Genomic DNA, 18,056 nt, shown 5'->3' on the forward strand with positions numbered 1-18,056 from the left:
CGCCTTCATTTAAATCCCGCGCTCGACGTTCGGCACGCGAGGCTTTCTGCGAGACGAGCTCGCGCAAAACCGTACGCCGCTGGCCATGGCCTGGTATTTCCACATGTGGAGGCCCGGCGATTGCAGATTGATCCGCTCGGGTTTCCGTAGGGATCCGCTTCCTCGAATGACTCCATTTTCGGATGTAGTGCCCCTGTTTCTGAACGACCGACCTGATCTCCTGGCCGGGCTTCGTGCAGTTGCCCACTAACAACGTAAGGCCCCCTCCATCGAACGATATAGTTAGTCTTATGATTGCGCTCGCATCACGCGTTTTTTGCGTGGGTTGCGCAGCATTTTTGCGCCAGGTCAACTTCGGCGCGACAACTATCGACCCTCGAACAATCAGGCACAGGAGCGCTGGAAGCGTCACCTAGCAAATCCCCGACGCGCACAGCCTTCGGGGGAGGTGTCGCGTGCCATGGAAAACTGCCCCCTGTCGCCCTGATTGCCGCGCAGCACATGAAGACCGCGGATAAGCTGGGCGTGGACGGCGTCCGCATCTGGGACGCATCACGAGCCGCCCTGATGGCCATCATGGATCAGGAATACGATCGAAGGGATATCATCCCCGAAGTCACGCAGATCGTGCGGAGCAGCTTAGAGACCAATATCGACGACGCGAAGACTGGCAAGATCTGCAAGTACACCGGCAAGTTCGAAACGATGGGCTGGCTGAAGAAGAAGTAGCCTATCGGCTAAGCGGCAGCGCCAGCTGCACGCCGATCTTGCGTCCGAGCTGGCCCTCGATGAAGTCCTTTAGTGCCTCGGACACCTCGCGCCCTTCGGTGCCGATCCGCCACTCGAGTTCGCGGGCGACGTCTTCGGAGGCGTCTCTCGACCAACCCTCGGCCGGATTGAATCCCACTACCATTCAAACCTTCTTCGCCGCAAGACGGCGCATCACCCCATCGTCACGCTAAAAAAATGCGTTTCTTCCTCGCAACAGCAGGAATAGTGCACTCGATTCGAATAATGGTTTATGCGTTGGCCGGTCAAACGGCGACGGCAGCGAGTGCTGCTCTCTTTCTGTGATGAACTATGAGAGCGTTGCATGGCCAATCATGACCTTGTCTCGGGAAGCCTCCTGGCACTGACCGCGGCCGGTATCGCGCTGCTTTGCTCGAGCCTGCTCGCCTTTGCCTTGATCTAAAGCGAACACGCTGACTGCGTTTCACGCCTTACGCATTCAGCCTCACGCCTGGGATGCTACACATGAGAGTCAAACTCTGGACCGCTTCAGGGTACCCCGGGAGCGAGACCACCCCTGGCTGTTTCAATGTGAGGCGGTCGCTCATGCAGAAGCACCTCAGGGGCGGCAGCAAGATCGATCCGAAACTGCAAGAGAGCTGTTCGACGACGAACCTCGTGAGTCGCTAGCGATGAAAAAGTACTATTTTGATATCCGCCACGGCAGCCAATTCATTCGCGACGATGAAGGTGTGGAGTTTCCAAACGCCGAGTCAGTGCGGCAAGAGGCGACCACTACACTCTCGGAGATCGCTCGCGAGTGCGTCAGAGGCGGGCCGCAGCACCGCATCGCAGTTGAAGTGCGCGATGATCATGGCCCTATATTGGAGGCGAGCGTAAGCTTCACGGTGAAGCTGCACGGTAGTGTCCGCTTAGGATAGTCGTGAAAAGGTCCCCTAGCCCTAGGCCGGCCTTGTGTTCGGCCGGCTGCCCTTGTCGCGGAACAGGAAGGGATAGTTGATCTTCTCGATGTGGATGCGGCCGTTGATCGGTTCGACGGCGGACGAGCTTGGGCGCGGAGGCTTCGGGATCGGCGTAGGGGCGAGGTTCGGCGTACTTCACTTTAGGTCCATGAAATTTCGCGATTCAGGCTTGATATAACCTGCCGCAGGCTGATGCTTCGCAAGAACGAGTGCCACTGAGACGGGCCCAAAAAGCCCATTCTCCCGCCTCCAGCATCCCACACAGCCACGGCATGCCCGCCCAATCCCGCGTCGTGGGCTCGCATCTCCAGAGCATGCAGTTCTTGCTGCTTTTCGCCATCGGGTAGTCGGCCAAACCGCTGATCCAGCGGAAAAATGATCATGTCTTGGCCTTGTTCGCGAATATGCGCGAGCTTGAGAGTGGGCATCGATTTTCTCGAAAATTGATTCGGAAACGTCAATCAACTTACCCGAGCTTGCCTCACTGTGCCACTTTACGCGAACTCCTCCATCAACCTTATGGCCCCCTATGCCACGGCTGGCCCCGGTCCGCATCGATCGCGCGAGGGATGACACTCGCTGGGGCGATGCGGTCTACGCTGCGCAAGCCCAGAAGCGCCAAGTGAACTGCCACTCGGTCGAGGATCTGAACCTGGACGCTGTTGCGGACCAGGTGGCCCGCGAATTCCCGGACTATATCGTTTCGCCGGGCCCCATCGTAGCGCCGCACGCTCCTTAAGTGACGCCAGAACGCAGTCTTCTGACACGCTGATCCCACAATTGCTGCTTACGCGCGATTGCCATGGGCATTTCGCGACGAGGATTCCCGACCTGCTCAGCGTTGCGCTCGTGCGACGGCGGCCGCCGAAATCCATCGAAGAAAACGGCCAAACGCGGGAATTAAGCGTGAGCGCGCGGGCGATCGCACCAAAAGTCGCACCCGAATTTGCTACTCGCCTAAGGAACCATGTCCGGGGGCGACTCAATGGTTACTGACGACACCAAAGGTGTGGCTCATCGAGTCCCATTCGATCCGCCACGTGGGGCAACGTACATGTCTGTTGACGGTGTCACCATTGGCAACTGCCTCGTGCTGAACACGGGCAACGATGGTGCCCTGCTGGAGCCCGTCCTGCCGACGTTTAACGAGTTCTTCTTGATCTTCACTCCAATCTCAGCGGCGCGCCAGGTTTTCCGACGGTGCAAGAGGGCCGCGCGTTCAGGGCACTAAGATGGAGGTCCAATATGAGCGCAAGCAGCCGTGCTTCGCGCGGCAGAAGACGAAGGACTACCGAATTGGCGGTAGTTTGAGGCCTGACCCATCAAATTCGGTTGGTAGTGAAGAATATGTCCTTCGACCCGATGGCCGCAGCGATTGATTGGCTGGACGCCTACCGCGCTGGCGATCTCGACACGATTTTACGAATGTACGCTGATAGCGCAGTGACCGATTGTAGTTGCTGCGTCAAAGAAATCGTTACCGACAAAGTGCGGCTGAGAACGTTCTTGGCGGAGCGTCTGAAGGATTGCGGGGCTTCTGATTTGGACGATCTTCAACCCATAGCTGATGGCGCGTCCGTCTCATACGCCGCGCCCAACAGGGTAGTGCACGCTATCTTGGAGTTCGGCACTGACGGCAAGATAGTCCGCATGCGTTGGTCGGACTAACACTCATCGCGCGGTTCAGCTATTGCGTGAGCGTCACGAGAGGATCATCGTGCCCGGCCTTGACTTGCGCGGAATGCTTTGGATTGGCCGATTTGACGCTGCCGTTGCGTGATGATGGGGTGATCGCGGGTTGGAGCGGGCAACGGGGACCTCGGAATGACCAGCGAGTCGCAGCTACGCGAGAAGCTTCGGAAGATCGAGGCGTTGTTCGCGGGGGCCGGAACTGCTGGTGAGCGCCTTGCGGCGGAAGCTGCGCTACAGCGGGTGCGTGCCCGGGTCGAAGAGCTCGCTCGCCACGATCCACCGATCGAGCGCAATTCTCAACGCCGGAAGAGGGAAGGGGCCCTGTTGTCTCAAGCGAGAACGAAGCAGAGAACACGGCGATTGACGATGAGTCTAGCAACATCGGATACCGGTAGCCGCTTCTGTGAACTCTACAAGGCCTGGGAAAGCCGCCTGTCGGTGACGATGCGCCAATCGCATGCCGTCGGCGACAAGCTGTTCGTGGACTATGCGGGCGACGGCATGCCGGTGACCGCCTGACCGGCGAGATCCGCAACGCGCAGATCTTTGTCGCAGTGCTGGGCGCCTCGGGCTTCACCTAAGCGCAGGCGACTTGGACGCAAGGGCTGGCCGACTGGATCAGCGGTCATGTCGGCGCGTTCGAGGCGATCGGCGGCGTGCTGGCGCTGGTCGTACCCGACAATGCCAAGACCGCCGTGATCAAGGCGTGCTTCTACGATCCGCAGATCAATCGCAGCTACGCTGAGATGGCGGCGCATTACGGCACGGCAATCCTGCCAGCGCGGCCACGCCGTCCGCAGGCGGTATTAGTAATCGAGCGCTGGCTTATCGGGGGCCTGCGCCACAGCATCTTCCATAGCCTCGCCGAGCTCAATGCCGCGATCGGCGCGATGTTGCACAGGATCAATGACGAACGCCCGATCCGCCGGCTCGGCGTGACGCGCCGGCATTTGTTCAACGAGATCGATCGGCCGGCGCTGAAGGCCTTGCCTGCGACGCCCTACGTCTTCGCCGAATGGCGTATCCGTCAGCATCGACTATCACGTCGACTTCGAGGGTCACTACTACAGCGTTCCGCATCGCTTCGTCCGCGCCGAGGTCGAGGTGCGGCTCACTGCCCGCACGGTGGAGATCTTCCACAAGGGCGAGCGGATTGCCGCGCATCAGCGCATGAGCAGCAATCACAAGCACACCACCGTGCCCGAGCGCATGGCCTCCAGTCATCGGCGTTACGCCGGCTGGACCATCGAGCGCATCCGTAAGGATGCCGCGGCGATCGGGCCTCCGACGTTGGCACTGTGCAATCTTATCCTCGACGAGCGACCGCATCCGAGCAGGGCTTCCGCGCCTGTCTCGGCATCATCAGGCTTGCCCGATCCTATGGCCGCGAACAGCTCGAAGCCGCCGCCGCGCGTGCGATCGACATCAGCGCGGGCACTTACGGCCCGGTCAAATCGATTCTCGCCAACAACCTCGATCGTCGTCCTGAACACGGGACTGCGATCGTCCACGCTAACATCCGCGGGCCGCGCTACTACAATTAGGAGAACAGACGTGCTGACCCATCCGACACTCGATCAGCTCCACGCTCTTGGCCTGCATGGCATGGCCAAGGCCTTTATCGATATCCAGGCTTCTGGCGAGGCCAATGGCCTCGGTCATGCCGAATGGCTGGCGCTGCTGCTCGATCGCGAATCCTCCCTGCGTGGCGACAAGCGCCTCTCCGCTCGCCTGCACTACGCCAAGCTGCGCCAGCAGGCCTGCGTCGAGGACATCGATTACCGCACGCCGCGCGGCCTCGATCGCGCGCTGTTCGCTTAACTTGCCGAAGGCGGTTGGATCGATGCGCATACCAATCTCCTGATCTGCGGACCCGCCGGTGTCGACAAAAGCTGGCTTGCCTCGGCGCTCGGCAATAAGGCCTGCCGCGACAACCGCTCGGTGCTGTATCAGCGCGTACCGCGACTGTTCTCGGAGCTTGCTCTGGCGCGCGGCGATGGCCGCCATCAACGCCTCCTGCGCGTGCTCGGCCGCGTCGATCTTCTGATCCTCGACGATTGGGGCCTCGAGCCGCTCGATGCCGCCGCTCGCCACGATCTCCTGGAGATCCTCGAAGATCGCTATGGCTGCCGCTCCACCATCGTCACCAGCCAGCTCCCTGTGGACCAGTGGCACGCGCTGATGGTCGCCACCGCGATCCTCGACCGGCTCCTGCACCACAGCCACGTGCTGACCATCCGCGGCGACAGCTACCGGCTCCGCCAAGCGAAAGAGCGGCCTCATCAAGCCGCCCGCCGCCGACGGCCCTCCGGTCGGCTCCGCCTCCCTCCGTCCCGTCAGCGGCGGAGCCAACCTTCAACCGACATCATGAACCCGAGGGTGGGGGCAGTTCTTCATGACGCAAAGGAGGCAGTTCCAGATGGCGTTTGACAGGGGAGGCGGGCCTCTGAAGCAAGCAGATATAAATGTGCTCACGGTAAACCCCTCTACCGGCCCTCATTATTTACTCACCACCTGCAGCGCAATGCGTAGCTCGTAAAAAGCCTGATACGATCAAGACCCGGCTTTGGGGACAACATTGCTGAAAACGATGCGGCGGGGGTTGCGGCTCGCGGCAGCTCTTGACCGTCATCTGCTATCGCGGCAACGAGAACAACCAGAGCAGATCGAGATGATGAGAACAGGGTGTGGCTGTGACGGATCAATCCCAAGCATCGGAGTTGCCGTCGGTCTTGCAGAGATCGTCGAAAGGCTTTCGTCGGATATTTGCTCTTGTAGCCGTGTTGCTCGCTTTTTGCGCCGGAGCCTATTTTTGGACGAATATCGAAACGTCTGCCGAGGCGCCGCCGGCGCATGAAGTCGTGCCTCCCACGCTTGGCTTGTCATCTGAGGATAGGGCCGTCCTTTTGGGGATCCAATCGGGGCAGCAGAAGACAGCCGATGAAATTGCCGAGCTCAATCGCAACGTCGATGCGCAGCAAGCCGATCTAAAGCGGATCTCGGATCAGATCGCAGCCCTGACCCAAAGAATCGAGAAGCTGCAGAATCCTGCGCCTGTTGCTTCTCCTGCTCCTGCGGCTTCTCCGCCACCCGTGCGCACCACATCCAAGCCGGCCAAGAGAGACGTCCGGCCGTCGAAACCGCAGGGTCCGGTTTCTGTCGGAGGCGCGCCGCTGACTGCGGAGCCGAGCACGGAACAGCGCTGATTGCCACAAAATGCCTGCCATATGACGCTGCGCCTTCCAACGACGTAAGGACGCGGAAACCAACGGTCCACCATCTTGATCGGCAGGCCGAGCCTCTCATTGCTCCGCGTGGTTTCGGAAATCCTCTGCGAGGCGCAAGAAGTTCATAAGCAGGACGTGCCCCTGTGAGGTAAGGATCGACTCGGGATGGAACTGGACGCCATAGGTGGGATAATAGCGGTGCGTGAGGGCCATGATCTCGCCTTCCTCCGAACGCGCCGTCACTATGAGGTTCTGCGCACATGACTGATCAAGCTCGACGCTAAGAGAATGGTAGCGCCCGACGCCAAGCGGGGTTGGCAGCCCCTTGAATAACCCTCGGCCGTCATGCGCAACGTATGAGCACCGACCGTGCATGGGCCGATGCGCACGCGCCACCCGTCCTCCGAAAACGCTCGCAATACACTGATGTCCAAGGCAGATGCCGAGAATTGGTACGCGTCCTGAAAGCTCGCGGACCACTGCTGTCGATATTCCTGCCTCAGTTGGGGTGCAGGGGCCGGGCGATATGACCACCGCGCGCGGCTTGAGACCAACGAGCTCGCTGATACTGATAGCGTCGTTTCGGATTACTTCCGTTCCTTCACTGAGCTTGTGGAAATAGCGGGCAATGTTGAACACGAAGGAATCGTAATTATCGATGATGACAATCAAAATGCACCAGCTGGTTCAGAACCAAATGCATCAAAGATTCGCTCTGCCTTGGCGAGCGTTTCCTCGTATTCGGCCTCGGGCTCCGACATGGCCGTTATACCGCTGCCCGCATGAAACACAGCCAGGTCGCCATCGATCGTGACAGTGCGGATCGCAATGTTTGTGTCCATGTGCCCGTTGAAGCCGATGAAGCCGATCGCCCCGCAATAGACCTCTCGCGCTATGCGCTCGATTTCTGTAATAATTTCCATCGATCGCAGCTTTGGCGCTCCCGTAATGGAGCCGCCGGGAAAGCAAGCTCGGAGCAGGCTAACGGCGTCTTCGTCTCCGGCAAGTTCCCCCTTAACGATCGACACGAGATGGTGCACCGAGGCATAGGACTCGAGATTGCACAGGGCTGGAACCTCGACCGAATGCGCAGTGCAAACGCGTGACAGATCGTTACGCAAAAGGTCGACAATCATCGTGTTCTCGGCATGATCCTTTTCGGAAGCGAGGAGAACAGCCGCACGGCGCTGGTCTTCCTTGGAATCAGGCGAACGCGCGATCGTGCCCTTGATAGGTCGTGTCTCGACTTGTCGCCCCTCAAGCTTCAGGAATCGTTCCGGCGAACTTGATGTGATGGTCAGCTTTCCGTATCGTAGCAGGGCCGCAAAAGGCGCCGGATTCAATGTTCGTAGCTGGCAGTAGAAGGCGAGCGGATCAAACGAGGTCGACAGGCGGGTGCTGAAACGCTGCGCAATATTCGTTTGGAACACGTCACCAGCCAGGATCAAGTCGATCACGCGTTGTACCGCCGCAATGTAGTCCTCGCGGCTGAAGTTCGAGCGCCATGCGCCCGCTTTGCTGGGACAACCATTCTGTGGCGCCTTTGGACCGGCAATCAATGCTCCAAACTGGTCGGCTCGACGGCGCGCTCGTTCCCTCCGTCGCACGGGATCCTGCTCCGGCCATCCGGTCGAGACGATCCAGCATTTGTTATCCCGGTGGTCGAAGCTGATGACCACGTCATAGAAATGCAGGATGGATTGGGGCAAACCCAGACCGGCAATTGCCGGCGCAGACAATCGCTCCAATGTCCTGTTCATGTCGTAGGCAAGGTAGCCTGCCGTTCCTCCCTGGAAAGGCGGGAGATCGGGACGATGCTCTTGCGGGTACTTCGCGAGCAGCGTGCGAAGGACCTTCCATGGATCGGCCTCGAGAGTCAGTCCGTTCCAACTGGCTTGGCCGTTTACTACCCTATAGGTGCTGAACGGGTCGCACGTCAGATATGAGTAGCGCCCAAGCAGCTCGTGCCTTGCTGCGCTATCGAGAAACGTGAGATGCGATCGATGCCCAAGACGTCGCATCACTGTGACAGGTTCGACCCACTGCAACTCGCGAACGTACATCGGCTTATCGGTCACCGGCGGCTGACGTCGTGAAAGTGCCGTACCATCTGTTGCCCCACCCGATGAGAATGACGCTTGTCTGCGATGGCCCGAAACTTGAGGTCCATTGCCAAGTTAACCCGGCGGTGGACTTTTTGCTGCGGCAGCACCTGGATCATCCTGCCGTGGAGGCGAAAGGGGTATCTATTGATACATTGTAGTCGGCCGCGAACCGCAGCTCGCGGAGCGGTCGGACCCGTTTAATCGACTCCTGGTAGAGATCGTGCGCTTTGTAAGCTGCGAGCTCCGCCTCGCTGTCGAACTCGCCATAGACCACGATGTCGATATCGTTGCCGAGCTGATCGGTCTTGCGGTTGCGGGCAACCTCAAGCCGGCGCGCATGTGGTATCGTGGTGAGAAGCGAAAGACCTTCGATGATCTGGTCGATATGCGCCTCGTCCTTGGCGCTGAAGAAGACGATGTGACGAATCATGGCCGTCCGTGGAGATGTCGCTAGCGGGGGCATAACTATCTGGGAATAGAACCCGTTGCAATGAGGCTAGTCGCTTGCCGCATGATCGTCGCTTGCGATCGTCGGCGATCCGCAATGAAGCTTGACAGATTTGCTCAGGACGCCGGAAGCGCAAGGCGCTCAATGGTTTGAATGTGCCGCGTAAGCAGGTTACAGGCTTGATCGATGTTGCGCGTTCGCAAGGCTTGCAGAATCAGGCGGTGATCTTGATTGGAACGCGGTCGCCAGCCCACCGACCGCGCCATCGCGAACACCAATCGAGAATTGGCAAGCTGCAGTCCATCGAGGCTCGCGAGCAGACGCGGCATTCCGCAGGGGGCGACCAAGGCTTGATGAAAGGCGCGGTTGGCCATTTCAAACTCCTCGATCGTCTTTGCATTGTCTCCTTCGGTCAAGGCGAGCTCGATCCGAGCCAAATGAGCTGTTGTGAGCCTTGGCCCCGAATGGCGCAATGCCACCACTTCGAGCGCGGCGCGCATTTCGGCGATCTCCTTCACTGAGTGGGTATCGAGCGGGGCCACCCGAACACCGCGACGCGGCACAGCGACAACAAGATGTTGTGCCTGCAGCTGCCGAAAGGCCTCGCGCACCGGGACGTGGCTGGAATTGAATTCTCGTGCAACGTGATCCTGACGAAGTGGCGCGCCTGGCTCTAAGGCGCCGCTGATAATGCGCTCAGCGATCGAGTCCGCGATGCGCGCGACCGTCGTCATGTTGTCAGCAGTGATCATAGATTATCTACCGCAATAACCGGTGCATTTGCGAGGCAGCTCGATTAGCATCTCTTTGAGAGCAATGACTATAGATAATTCACGCGATTATCTACAATTGGGCGGGGTTGGGTTATGGATGCTGCTGCGCAAATCCAACGGAAGGAAGCAAGCAACGGGGCGCAGGTTCGTAATGATTGGATCGTCGAAGAGGCTAAGGCGCTCTACGACCTTCCTTTTGCCGACCTGATGCTTCAGGCGCAGCGCGCTCATCGCAAGAACTTCGATCCAAACCACGTCGAAACCGCGAGCCTGCTCAGCATCAAGACCGGGGGCTGTCCGGAAGACTGCGGCTACTGCTCGCAAAGCGCGCATTACGAGACCGGCCTGAAAGCCACCCGACTGATGCGTTGCGCAGATGTGATTGCGACCGCGCAGCGCGCGAAGGATGCCGGCGCGACGCGCTTCTGCATGGCCGCGGCCTGGCGCACGCCAAAAGATCGCGATCTCGATTCCGTCTGCGACATGGTCAACGCGGTCAAAGGACTCGGCATGGAAACGTGCGTCACGCTCGGCATGCTGACACCGAACCAGGCCGCGCGCCTCGCCGAGGCCGGCCTTGACTTCTACAATCACAACGTCGACACATCGCCCGAGTTTTACAGCAAGATCATCACCACCCGCAGCCTGCAGGACCGCATCGATACGCTGGCGCATGTGCGCGATGCCGGCATCAAGATCTGCTGCGGCGGGATTATCGGCATGGGCGAGCGCGTCGAGGACCGCCTAGGTATGCTCGTGCTGCTCGCCAATCTTCCCAACCATCCCGAAAGCGTGCCGATTAACCTGTGGAACAAGGTCAAGGGCGTGCCGGTGGAAGACACCGCGGAGCCTCCCGATCCGATCGCGCTGGTCCGCCTGGTGGCGACCGCGCGGATCATGATGCCGAGGAGCGTGGTTCGCTTGTCCGCCGGGCGGCAATACATGACCGATGAATTGCAGGCGCTTTGCTTCTTGGCCGGCGCAAATTCGATCTTCATCGGCGACGTGCTATTGACCACCAAAAACCCGAAAGTTGATCGCGACGCGGATCTGCTGGCCCGGCTCGGCATCACGTCCGGGCTCGCCTGACGGAAGCAGTGCGCGCAATATGTTGCCTCCACATCCAGCCTAGGTGAGAAATGCAGATAACTTTGATGAAGGGCAAAATCCATCGCGCCTCGGTGACCGAAGCTGATCTGCACTATGAAGGCTCGATCTCGATAGATCGTACGCTCCTGGAGGCAGCAGGAATGGTGATCAACGAGCGCGTCGAAATCTACAATGTCGAAACAGGAACGCGCTTTGCCACCTACGTGATCGAGGCGCCGCCGAGGTCTGGCACGATAAGCCTGAACGGTGCGGCCGCCCGACTGGCGATGCCCGGAGACAAGATCATTATCGTTGCATATGCCTCGTTTGACGAGGCCGAAGCAAAGATATTCAAGCCACACGTTGTGCGTGTGGACCGAGACAATCGCATCCTAGCAAGTTGAACCTAAAGGGCCATCCTTCCTTAAACGGCCAACGGATCTTTTGCGGGATTTGATGCGATCCTGGGAGTGATGAATGCGGTCAATCCAAACAGCTAGACTTAGTCCCTACGTCGCAGCGTTGAATGCCTTGAACGAAGATAAACGGCTGCGCTGCCTCAAGCCGCGCGGGGGGATCGATTTCGCATCAAACGACTATCTGGCGCTCGGGAGCGCCCCGCGCATCAAAAAGGCGATGGTCGCCGCGCTCGAGGCGGGCACTCCGGTTGGAGCGGGCGGGTCGCGGCTTCTGCGCGGCAATTGCGAGGAGCACGAACGGCTCGAAACAGAAGCGGCTCAGTTCTTTGGCGCGGAGACAGCGCTTTTCTTTGGAGGCGGCTACATCGCAAATTTTGCTCTCCTGACAACGCTGCCGCAGCGCGGCGATCTGCTCGTTCTCGATTCGCTCGTGCACGCCAGTATTCACGAGGGGGCGCGGGCCGGCCGCGCAGAGTGCCGAATTCACGCGCACAATGATCCCCAGTCAGTCGAAGACGCAATTCGCGACTGGCGAACCAAAGGTGGAACGGGCCGCGTCTGGATTGTGGCCGAAAGTCTCTACAGTATGGATGGCGACTTCGCTCCAATCGAAGAGCTGGTGGCAATCGCCGATCGCCATGACGCATTTCTGATCGTGGATGAGGCTCATGCCACAGGCGCTTACGGGCATCAGGGACGAGGGCTTACGGCCCCTTATGACAGGCGCGAAAATCTCATCGTCGTTCATACCTGCGGCAAAGCGCTCGGTGCGGCGGGTGCACTTGTTACGGCCTCCGGCATCCTGCGCGATTTCATGGTCAACCGGTGCCGTCCGTTTATTTTTGCCACCGCCCCATCACCATTGATGGCCGTTGCCGTTCGAGAGGCACTCCTCATCCTGCAGAACGAGCCGGAGCGACAGCAACGGCTGGCCAAACTCGTTGCGTTCGCGCATCGGCAGATCACCTCGCTTGGTTTGCGCACGCCATCGACCTCTCAGATCGTGCCGTACATCGTGGGTGACAATGCTCATGCAATACGACTTGCCTCTGCTCTGCAGGCGCGCGGCTTCGATATCCGCGGAATTCGGCCGCCAACCGTCCCTGCAGGCACCGCCCGTTTGCGAATTTCGTTGACACTCAATGTTGGGGAAGAGGACGTGCGCGCAATGCTCGATGCGCTGGTTGAGGTAACGAGGGGCTCGTTTTGTTGAATAAGAGGATCGTCGTGACTGGTACGGACACTGGGGTCGGCAAAACGGTATTTTCCGCAGGGCTCGCCGGCCTTCTCGGCGCGAATTACTGGAAGCCGGTCCAGGCTGGGCTCGAACAAGAGACCGACTCCGAGTGCGTCCGCCGCCTCGGCGGCCTCTCGTCCGATCGGATTGTCCCGGAGCTCTATCGACTTCGGACGCCTGCGTCGCCCTATTACTCCGCGGAGATCGACGGCGTTCGCATAGACACAGAGACGCTTGGATTGCCGAACAGCGGCGAGCAGCAGCTCGTGATCGAGGGCGCCGGCGGACTCATGGTGCCGCTGACAGCGCGCACTCTTTTCATCGACATCTTCGAGCGCTGGCAGCTTCCCGTTGTGCTTTGCGCAAGGACGGGACTGGGCACAATCAATCACTCCCTGCTCTCCATAGAGGCTCTGCGAAAGCGTCAGATTCGAATCCTTGGAATTGCGTTCATTGGCGAAAGAAACGCCGAAACTGAAAGCGCGATTTGCGAGATCGGGAGAGTGCGTTGGTTGGGGCGGCTCCCGTGGCTTGTTCCCCTCACGGACGATAGGCTGCAGGCCGCTTTCAAGAACTCCTTTGTTAGCAGTGATTTCCTGAACCTATGAAGATAGCCAAGAGGTCGCCGATCTGGCACCCGTTCACGCAGCATGCTCTACAGCGGGACATGACGAAAGTGCTGCGGGGAGAGGGGGCTTATCTCTACACCGAAGATGGCCGCCGCCTTATCGATGCAATCTCCTCCTGGTGGGTCGTGACCCACGGCCATTGCCATCCATACATCGTGAACGCGATCCGAGAGCAGGCAGGCAACCTCAACCAGATCATCTTCGCCGGATACACTCACGACGCGGCTGAGCAAGTTGCGACGGAACTATTGAAAGTCACCTCCCCGGCGCTCGAGCATGTGTTCTTCTCCGATAGCGGATCGACCAGCGTCGAAGTCGCGCTGAAAATGGCGCTCGGTTACTGGCACAATACCGGAAAACAGCGAACCCAAATTGTGGTGATGCAGCACTCGTACCATGGCGACACGATCGGGGCGATGTCGGTAGGCAGCCGAGGCGTCTTCAACGCGGCCTACGGGGCGCTGATGTTCGAGGTAACCTCGATTCCGTTCCCGGCAAGAAATCGTGAGCAAATAGCGCTCGATGCGCTTGAAAGCGCGTGTCGAAACGAACATCCAGCGGCCTTTATCGTGGAGCCCCTGATATTGGGCGCCGGTGGAATGCTGATGTATTCTCCCTCGGTGCTAAGAGAGATGAAGCAGATCTGCGAAGCCTTCGACGTCCTGTTCATTGCCGACGAGGTCATGACGGGCTGGGGCCGGACGGGTACCTTGTTTGCGTGTGAGCAGGCCGATGTCACGCCCGATATTGCCTGCTATTCGAAAGGCCTCACGGCTGGGGCGCTGCCGCTCGCCGTCACACTCTGTCGTGCCGATATTTTCGATGCGCATTATTCCGAAGATCGTACGCGTACGTTTTTTCATTCGAGCTCATATGCGGCCAATCCAGTGGCTTGCGCCGCCGCCAAGGCCAATCTGGACCTATGGCAGGATCAGGAATATCGCCGGCGGGTGGCATCCTTGGCCAGAATGCAAGAACAGGCACTCGCGCCATTCCGCGCCGATTCACGGTTCGCAAACGTCCGACGGGCAGGAACAGTCACAGCGCTTGAACTCAATACGAGCGATGCCGGCTATCTGGCGGACATCGGTCCGAAGCTTCTGGCTTTCTTCCAAGCGCGGAATCTGGTGTTACGCCCACTCGGTAACACGATCTACGTGATGCCGCCTTACTGCGTTACGGCGGCCGACCTTGATGAAATCTATGCTGCCATCGGTGACGCTGCTGACTTGCTGATGCGAGGTGCATGAGACTGTGCAATCGTCTGCAGCTTGCAAGGCGAAAGTGTCCGTATTGCTGCCGTTTGATAGTGCAAGGAGGATGCAGCACCCACGGCTCGCAGGGCTGATCGTGCTTTAAGCGCTCTTGATCCAACTGCCGCAGCAATCCTGCGGACTAGCTATGAAAGGCGCGGCATTTAGCCGAAATGTCGAGCGAATTGCATTAATCACGATAGAGAAATCCATTATCTTGAGCAAATTCTCGGCTAGGCATTCTGCGGAAAGTACTGCTTCGCGGGCCAGTCGCACATCAGAGTCAAGGCTCTTGATGGTTGCAAGACCAGTGAGACTGACCGCCGGGCGGCCGCACCTTTGGTGCGCGCGTGGTGCTGCGGTGAGAGGGCAGCGGGGCTTCCCACGTAAATGTCTGACAGGAGGCGAGAATGCACATTGGCTTCCGTAATTCCCTCGACCATTCAGCCACATGCTGCGCGATATGCGGCGGAAAGTTTGGGCTGATCCGCCATTACTGCTGGCGAACGGCCCTTTGCTCCAAGAAATGCGTCAACCGCTTCAAGGCGCGGCGGGAGGCCGATCAGAAATGGCTTCGATGGTTGCGAGCGGCTTAGGAGTAGACTGAGTTGTGCCGGTTGGCCAGACTTGTTGCGAATTCGAGTGGCCCTCTAGAGCGCGTGGAAATCAAGTGACAGAAACATCGGCAAAAATAATCGACTGCCTACAGGGCCAGCAGGCTGGCTCGGTCTGAGCGCCTTCGCGACGACATCTCCTCGACCGCGACTCACGCTGCGCTTACAGCGGCCTGTCACTTTTGGACGTTCCTGGCCTGGCATCCGTTTGCTTTGCTCGGTGCGCCAGCGCCGAAGCAGGAGCCTCACGAGTACCCCTAGGGCGCAGGCACGGAGATGTGCCCTAAGACGAAGTCCCGTGCATCTGCACCTCGGTCGAGGTCGAGCCGTTACCGTTTGGAGAGACTGCAATCAGCCCAGAAACGCGTGCAGATGGTGGCTCGTCGCGAGCGCCGCTCCTCGATCGAGGCGGCGGCCTGCATAGTCGCTGAACCTGTACGGGAAGACGAGCCATCGGGTAGTGAAATCGCGATGAGGAAGGTCTTGTCTCATGATTGCGCGACCATTGGACTGTTTTTGCGTTGTTCTCCAGTTCTTGAGAACTAGATCTCCATGCCCATGCCATTGACAGGTTTGTCCCGTCTTCTCTAGGAAGCGCCGACGGTGTGTGGGGAGCGGATCCAATATGAGCCACAGTTCAGAGCAGCCTCTAGAACGTGTCACGATTCCGGCACTGCAGCAGTGGAAGGATAAAGGACGGCGTGTCGTGATGACCACCGCCTACGATGCGGTTGCGGCGCGCATCGCGGATCCCATTGTCGAGATCATCCTAGTCGGCGATAGCGTCGGAAACGTCTGCCTGGGATTCGACAACACGCTGCCCGTCAGCGTGGCCATGATGAATCATCACCTGGAGGCTGTTGCGCGCACAAGGCCTCGAGCCTTGCTCGTGGCCGATATGCCGTTTCTTAGCTATCACCTCAGCCAAGAGGAGACGCTACGTAGCGCCGGCGGTTTTCTGCAGCGTGGCGCCGATGCCGTGAAACTCGAGGGCGGAGCCAAGCGTCTCGCAATGGTGCGCGCTTTGGTCGATTGCGAAATTCCCGTAATGGGCCACCTTGGCCTCACTCCGCAGAGTGTCAATGTCATGGGTGGATTCAAGGTGCAGGGCCGCAACGCCGATGATGCCTTGCGTCTGCTCGATGATGCCCACCGTTTGCAGGAAGCCGGATGCTTCGCTCTCGTCCTGGAGGGGATCCCGGCCGAGCTCGCCGCGCGCGCAACTGAGTCCTTGAGGATACCGACCATCGGGATCGGAGCGGGGTCGAGTTGCTCGGGCCAAGTGCTCGTATTCCATGACGTATTGGGATTCTCTGAAGGCCATCGGGCCAAATTTGTTCGAGCCTATGCCAACGGCTTTCAGTTGATGCAGGAGGCACTGTCGCGCTGGGCTGCCGATGTTCGTGACGGTGCATTCCCCTCGCCACAAGAGTCCTATCGGCTTCCCGAGGACCTTCGCGACACGATCGCAAACTGGACTCCGTCCAGCTCAATCTGATTCAGGGCGCAACATGCAAACAGTAACGACGATCGCAGAGCTCCGCCGCGCTCTCGCAAAGGCTCGCAATACTGACAGGCGCGTCGGCTTCGTGCCGACAATGGGCTATCTGCATGAGGGTCATCTGGCGCTTGTCGCCGCGAGCCGGGCGCAATGCGACGTCACCGTCGTTAGCATCTTCGTCAACCCGACCCAGTTCGGACCGAACGAGGATCTCAACACCTATCCGCGCGACTTCCTGCGCGATGAAAAACTGTGCCGCGATGCGGGTGTTGCGATCGTCTTTGCGCCTGGTGCGCAGGAGGTCTATCCGGCTCAATTTGAGACCTTTGTTGAACCGGGTGAACTTGCAAAACCACTGTGCGGAGCGTTCAGACCTGGACACTTTCGCGGTGTCGCAACTGTCGTCTGCAAGCTGTTCAATATGGTGCAGCCGGATGTCGCGTTTTTCGGACAGAAGGACTTTCAGCAATGCGCGGTTGTACGACGCATGGCGATCGACCTTAATCTTCCCATCGAGATCGTCACGGTGCCTACCGTGCGCGAAGCTGACGGGCTCGCGATGAGCAGTCGCAACCGCTATCTCAACAAAGAGAAGCGTCGGCAGGCGGTTGCGATCAGTCGCGCTCTGCTCGCGGCAGAGTCCGCGTTTAAGGCCGGCGAGCGTGACGTCGAGAAGCTCGTAACAATTTCCAGGCGGCATTTGAATGAAGTCGATCGGGTGCAGTACGTTGAGCTCATCGATGCCGACACTCTCAAGGCGGTCGCGAGCCCCTTGACTCGCCCTGCGGCTCTTTGCGCGGCAGTCTACGTCGGCTCGACCCGCCTGATCGACAATGTAATCCTCAAGCCGGAAGCGAAATGCCTTAAGCTGAGCGCGCAAGCAGCCGATCTTGATTGGCTTTGATCTTTTTGGTCCTCGTCGGCCTGCGATGATGACAGCTAGCGCAAAGGGTTTCCAGCGTTCAAAGCGCCAAGGACGCACCTTCAGATCCTCGCCGGTTCAGATCAGCATGCACGTTGAAATCAATTCTCTAAGCTTCCCGGAAAGCAATAGAGAGGTTCTCGCAGATTGAGGCGAAAGTCTTTTTCTATTCCTCGTTCTCGAAGCAAAATCGCGCTCCTTCATCTCCGCGTTCGATCCACCAGTCGACTCTCAGTCCTCGGGAAATATGGGAGGCTTCTCCCCGGCGTTCGCGTTGTGAGTTTTTCTGCATTCCGATGCAGTATTCCTGCGCCGTTCCGGCGATCAAGACGAGTAGCAAGAAGACCAGTTTGGGTCCCTGCTCATCAAAGGCGCCTTATAGGATCGACCAAGCATGGAGACCACATCGCCCCAACCAATACCGCCGGCCGTTGA

At 59.1% G+C, this 18,056-nt stretch carries 17 protein-coding genes and 2 pseudogenes; 13 read left to right on the forward strand and 6 right to left on the reverse strand.

Annotated features, from left to right (window positions below; translation table 11 throughout):
• The first annotated feature begins 501 nt into the window (after positions 1–501).
• Entirely contained in the window at positions 502–729 is a 228-nt protein-coding gene (locus tag MTR72_RS38590; RefSeq protein WP_280969178.1) for a hypothetical protein, read from the forward strand.
• A 1-nt stretch (position 730) separates the two neighbouring features.
• Here the strand turns inward: MTR72_RS38590 and MTR72_RS38595 are convergent, their stop codons facing one another.
• The gene (locus tag MTR72_RS38595; RefSeq protein WP_280969179.1) at positions 731–913 is read right to left on the reverse strand and encodes a hypothetical protein; all 183 of its coding nucleotides are present in this window, start codon (positions 911–913) and stop codon (positions 731–733) included.
• A 508-nt stretch (positions 914–1,421) separates the two neighbouring features.
• Between MTR72_RS38595 and MTR72_RS38600 the strand changes: the two genes are divergently transcribed.
• On the forward strand, positions 1,422–1,670 hold the full coding sequence (locus MTR72_RS38600) for a DUF6894 family protein (protein WP_280969180.1): 249 nt from the start codon (positions 1,422–1,424) through the stop codon (positions 1,668–1,670).
• 182 nt (positions 1,671–1,852) lie between these two features.
• Here MTR72_RS38600 and MTR72_RS38605 read toward each other — a convergent pair whose 3' ends face one another.
• On the reverse strand, positions 1,853–2,140 hold the full coding sequence (locus MTR72_RS38605) for a hypothetical protein (protein WP_280969181.1): 288 nt from the start codon (positions 2,138–2,140) through the stop codon (positions 1,853–1,855).
• Positions 2,141–3,059: 919 nt separating this feature from the next.
• Here MTR72_RS38605 and MTR72_RS38610 point away from each other — a divergent pair.
• The 4 genes and pseudogenes from MTR72_RS38610 (at position 3,060) to MTR72_RS38625 (ending at position 6,610) form a co-directional block, all read left to right on the forward strand.
• Positions 3,060–3,380, forward strand: coding sequence for a nuclear transport factor 2 family protein (locus tag MTR72_RS38610; RefSeq protein WP_341512218.1), 321 nt, complete (start codon positions 3,060–3,062; stop codon positions 3,378–3,380).
• Between the two features lie 417 nt (positions 3,381–3,797).
• Positions 3,798–4,948 (forward strand): annotated as a pseudogene (gene istA, locus MTR72_RS38615) (IS21 family transposase); the annotation flags it as partial.
• Between the two features lie 10 nt (positions 4,949–4,958).
• A pseudogene (gene istB / locus MTR72_RS38620) lies at positions 4,959–5,675 on the forward strand (IS21-like element helper ATPase IstB); the annotation flags it as partial.
• A gap of 416 nt (positions 5,676–6,091) precedes the next feature.
• The gene (locus MTR72_RS38625) at positions 6,092–6,610 is read left to right on the forward strand and encodes a hypothetical protein (RefSeq protein WP_280969183.1); all 519 of its coding nucleotides are present in this window, start codon (positions 6,092–6,094) and stop codon (positions 6,608–6,610) included.
• 96 nt (positions 6,611–6,706) lie between these two features.
• On the opposite strand, the gene MTR72_RS38630 is transcribed toward MTR72_RS38625, so the two are convergent.
• The 4 genes from MTR72_RS38630 to MTR72_RS38645 all read right to left on the reverse strand — a co-directional run bounded on the left by MTR72_RS38630 (position 6,707) and on the right by MTR72_RS38645 (position 9,936).
• Entirely contained in the window at positions 6,707–7,303 is a 597-nt protein-coding gene (locus tag MTR72_RS38630) for an anthranilate synthase component II (protein WP_280969184.1), read from the reverse strand.
• Complete coding sequence (gene pabB, locus MTR72_RS38635) at positions 7,300–8,709, reverse strand: aminodeoxychorismate synthase component I (RefSeq protein WP_341512219.1); 1,410 nt, start codon at positions 8,707–8,709, stop codon at positions 7,300–7,302. Before pabB ends, MTR72_RS38630 begins: the two co-directional genes overlap by 4 nt.
• Positions 8,710–8,848: 139 nt before the next feature.
• Positions 8,849–9,166, reverse strand: a complete 318-nt coding sequence (locus MTR72_RS38640) for a Dabb family protein (protein WP_280969186.1) — start codon at positions 9,164–9,166, stop codon at positions 8,849–8,851.
• Positions 9,167–9,300: 134 nt separating this feature from the next.
• A complete protein-coding gene (locus MTR72_RS38645; RefSeq protein ID WP_280969187.1) occupies positions 9,301–9,936 on the reverse strand; it encodes a GntR family transcriptional regulator in 636 nt (211 codons plus the stop codon).
• Positions 9,937–10,050: 114 nt separating this feature from the next.
• Here MTR72_RS38645 and bioB point away from each other — a divergent pair, with 114 nt between their 5' ends.
• From bioB to panC, 7 genes are all read left to right on the forward strand, one after another.
• A complete protein-coding gene (gene bioB, locus MTR72_RS38650; protein WP_280969188.1) occupies positions 10,051–11,046 on the forward strand; it encodes a biotin synthase BioB in 996 nt (331 codons plus the stop codon).
• A gap of 50 nt (positions 11,047–11,096) precedes the next feature.
• Positions 11,097–11,450 (forward strand): aspartate 1-decarboxylase, encoded by a 354-nt coding sequence (gene panD, locus MTR72_RS38655; RefSeq protein WP_341512220.1) that lies wholly within the window; start codon positions 11,097–11,099, stop codon positions 11,448–11,450.
• Positions 11,451–11,523: 73 nt separating this feature from the next.
• Positions 11,524–12,678, forward strand: coding sequence for an 8-amino-7-oxononanoate synthase (locus tag MTR72_RS38660; protein ID WP_280969190.1), 1,155 nt, complete (start codon positions 11,524–11,526; stop codon positions 12,676–12,678).
• The gene (bioD, locus tag MTR72_RS38665; protein WP_280969191.1) at positions 12,675–13,310 is read left to right on the forward strand and encodes a dethiobiotin synthase; all 636 of its coding nucleotides are present in this window, start codon (positions 12,675–12,677) and stop codon (positions 13,308–13,310) included. Before MTR72_RS38660 ends, bioD begins: the two co-directional genes overlap by 4 nt.
• Positions 13,307–14,581 carry an adenosylmethionine--8-amino-7-oxononanoate transaminase gene (locus MTR72_RS38670; RefSeq protein ID WP_341512221.1) on the forward strand — a complete coding sequence of 425 codons (1,275 nt, stop codon included), beginning with the start codon at positions 13,307–13,309 and terminating at the stop codon, positions 14,579–14,581. Before bioD ends, MTR72_RS38670 begins: the two co-directional genes overlap by 4 nt.
• 1,242 nt (positions 14,582–15,823) lie before the next feature.
• Positions 15,824–16,696: a 3-methyl-2-oxobutanoate hydroxymethyltransferase gene (gene panB, locus MTR72_RS38675; RefSeq protein WP_341512222.1), complete on the forward strand. Its 873-nt coding sequence runs from the start codon at positions 15,824–15,826 to the stop codon at positions 16,694–16,696.
• A gap of 13 nt (positions 16,697–16,709) precedes the next feature.
• A complete protein-coding gene (gene panC / locus MTR72_RS38680; protein WP_341512239.1) occupies positions 16,710–17,603 on the forward strand; it encodes a pantoate--beta-alanine ligase in 894 nt (297 codons plus the stop codon).
• Positions 17,604–18,056: the final 453 nt, after the last annotated feature.

Origin of the sequence: Bradyrhizobium sp. ISRA442 (assembly GCF_038085055.1) — a bacterium.
GTDB lineage: Bacteria > Pseudomonadota > Alphaproteobacteria > Rhizobiales > Xanthobacteraceae > Bradyrhizobium.

Bases quoted from the DNA above. Each gene is read 5' to 3' on its own strand.
- bioB (WP_280969188.1), top strand. From the start codon at position 10,051: ATGGATGCTGCTGCGCAAATCCAACGGAAGGAAGCAAGCAACGGGGCG.
- MTR72_RS38600 (WP_280969180.1), top strand. From the start codon at position 1,422: ATGAAAAAGTACTATTTTGATATCCGCCACGGCAGCCAATTCATTCGC.
- MTR72_RS38610 (WP_341512218.1), top strand. From the start codon at position 3,060: ATGTCCTTCGACCCGATGGCCGCAGCGATTGATTGGCTGGACGCCTAC.
- panB (WP_341512222.1), top strand. From the start codon at position 15,824: ATGAGCCACAGTTCAGAGCAGCCTCTAGAACGTGTCACGATTCCGGCA.
- panD (WP_341512220.1), top strand. From the start codon at position 11,097: ATGCAGATAACTTTGATGAAGGGCAAAATCCATCGCGCCTCGGTGACC.
- MTR72_RS38595 (WP_280969179.1), bottom strand. From the start codon at position 913: ATGGTAGTGGGATTCAATCCGGCCGAGGGTTGGTCGAGAGACGCCTCC.
- MTR72_RS38645 (WP_280969187.1), bottom strand. From the start codon at position 9,936: ATGATCACTGCTGACAACATGACGACGGTCGCGCGCATCGCGGACTCG.
- MTR72_RS38590 (WP_280969178.1), top strand. From the start codon at position 502: ATGAAGACCGCGGATAAGCTGGGCGTGGACGGCGTCCGCATCTGGGAC.
- MTR72_RS38670 (WP_341512221.1), top strand. From the start codon at position 13,307: ATGAAGATAGCCAAGAGGTCGCCGATCTGGCACCCGTTCACGCAGCAT.
- MTR72_RS38640 (WP_280969186.1), bottom strand. From the start codon at position 9,166: ATGATTCGTCACATCGTCTTCTTCAGCGCCAAGGACGAGGCGCATATC.
- panC (WP_341512239.1), top strand. From the start codon at position 16,710: ATGCAAACAGTAACGACGATCGCAGAGCTCCGCCGCGCTCTCGCAAAG.
- MTR72_RS38660 (WP_280969190.1), top strand. From the start codon at position 11,524: ATGCGGTCAATCCAAACAGCTAGACTTAGTCCCTACGTCGCAGCGTTG.
- MTR72_RS38605 (WP_280969181.1), bottom strand. From the start codon at position 2,140: ATGCCCACTCTCAAGCTCGCGCATATTCGCGAACAAGGCCAAGACATG.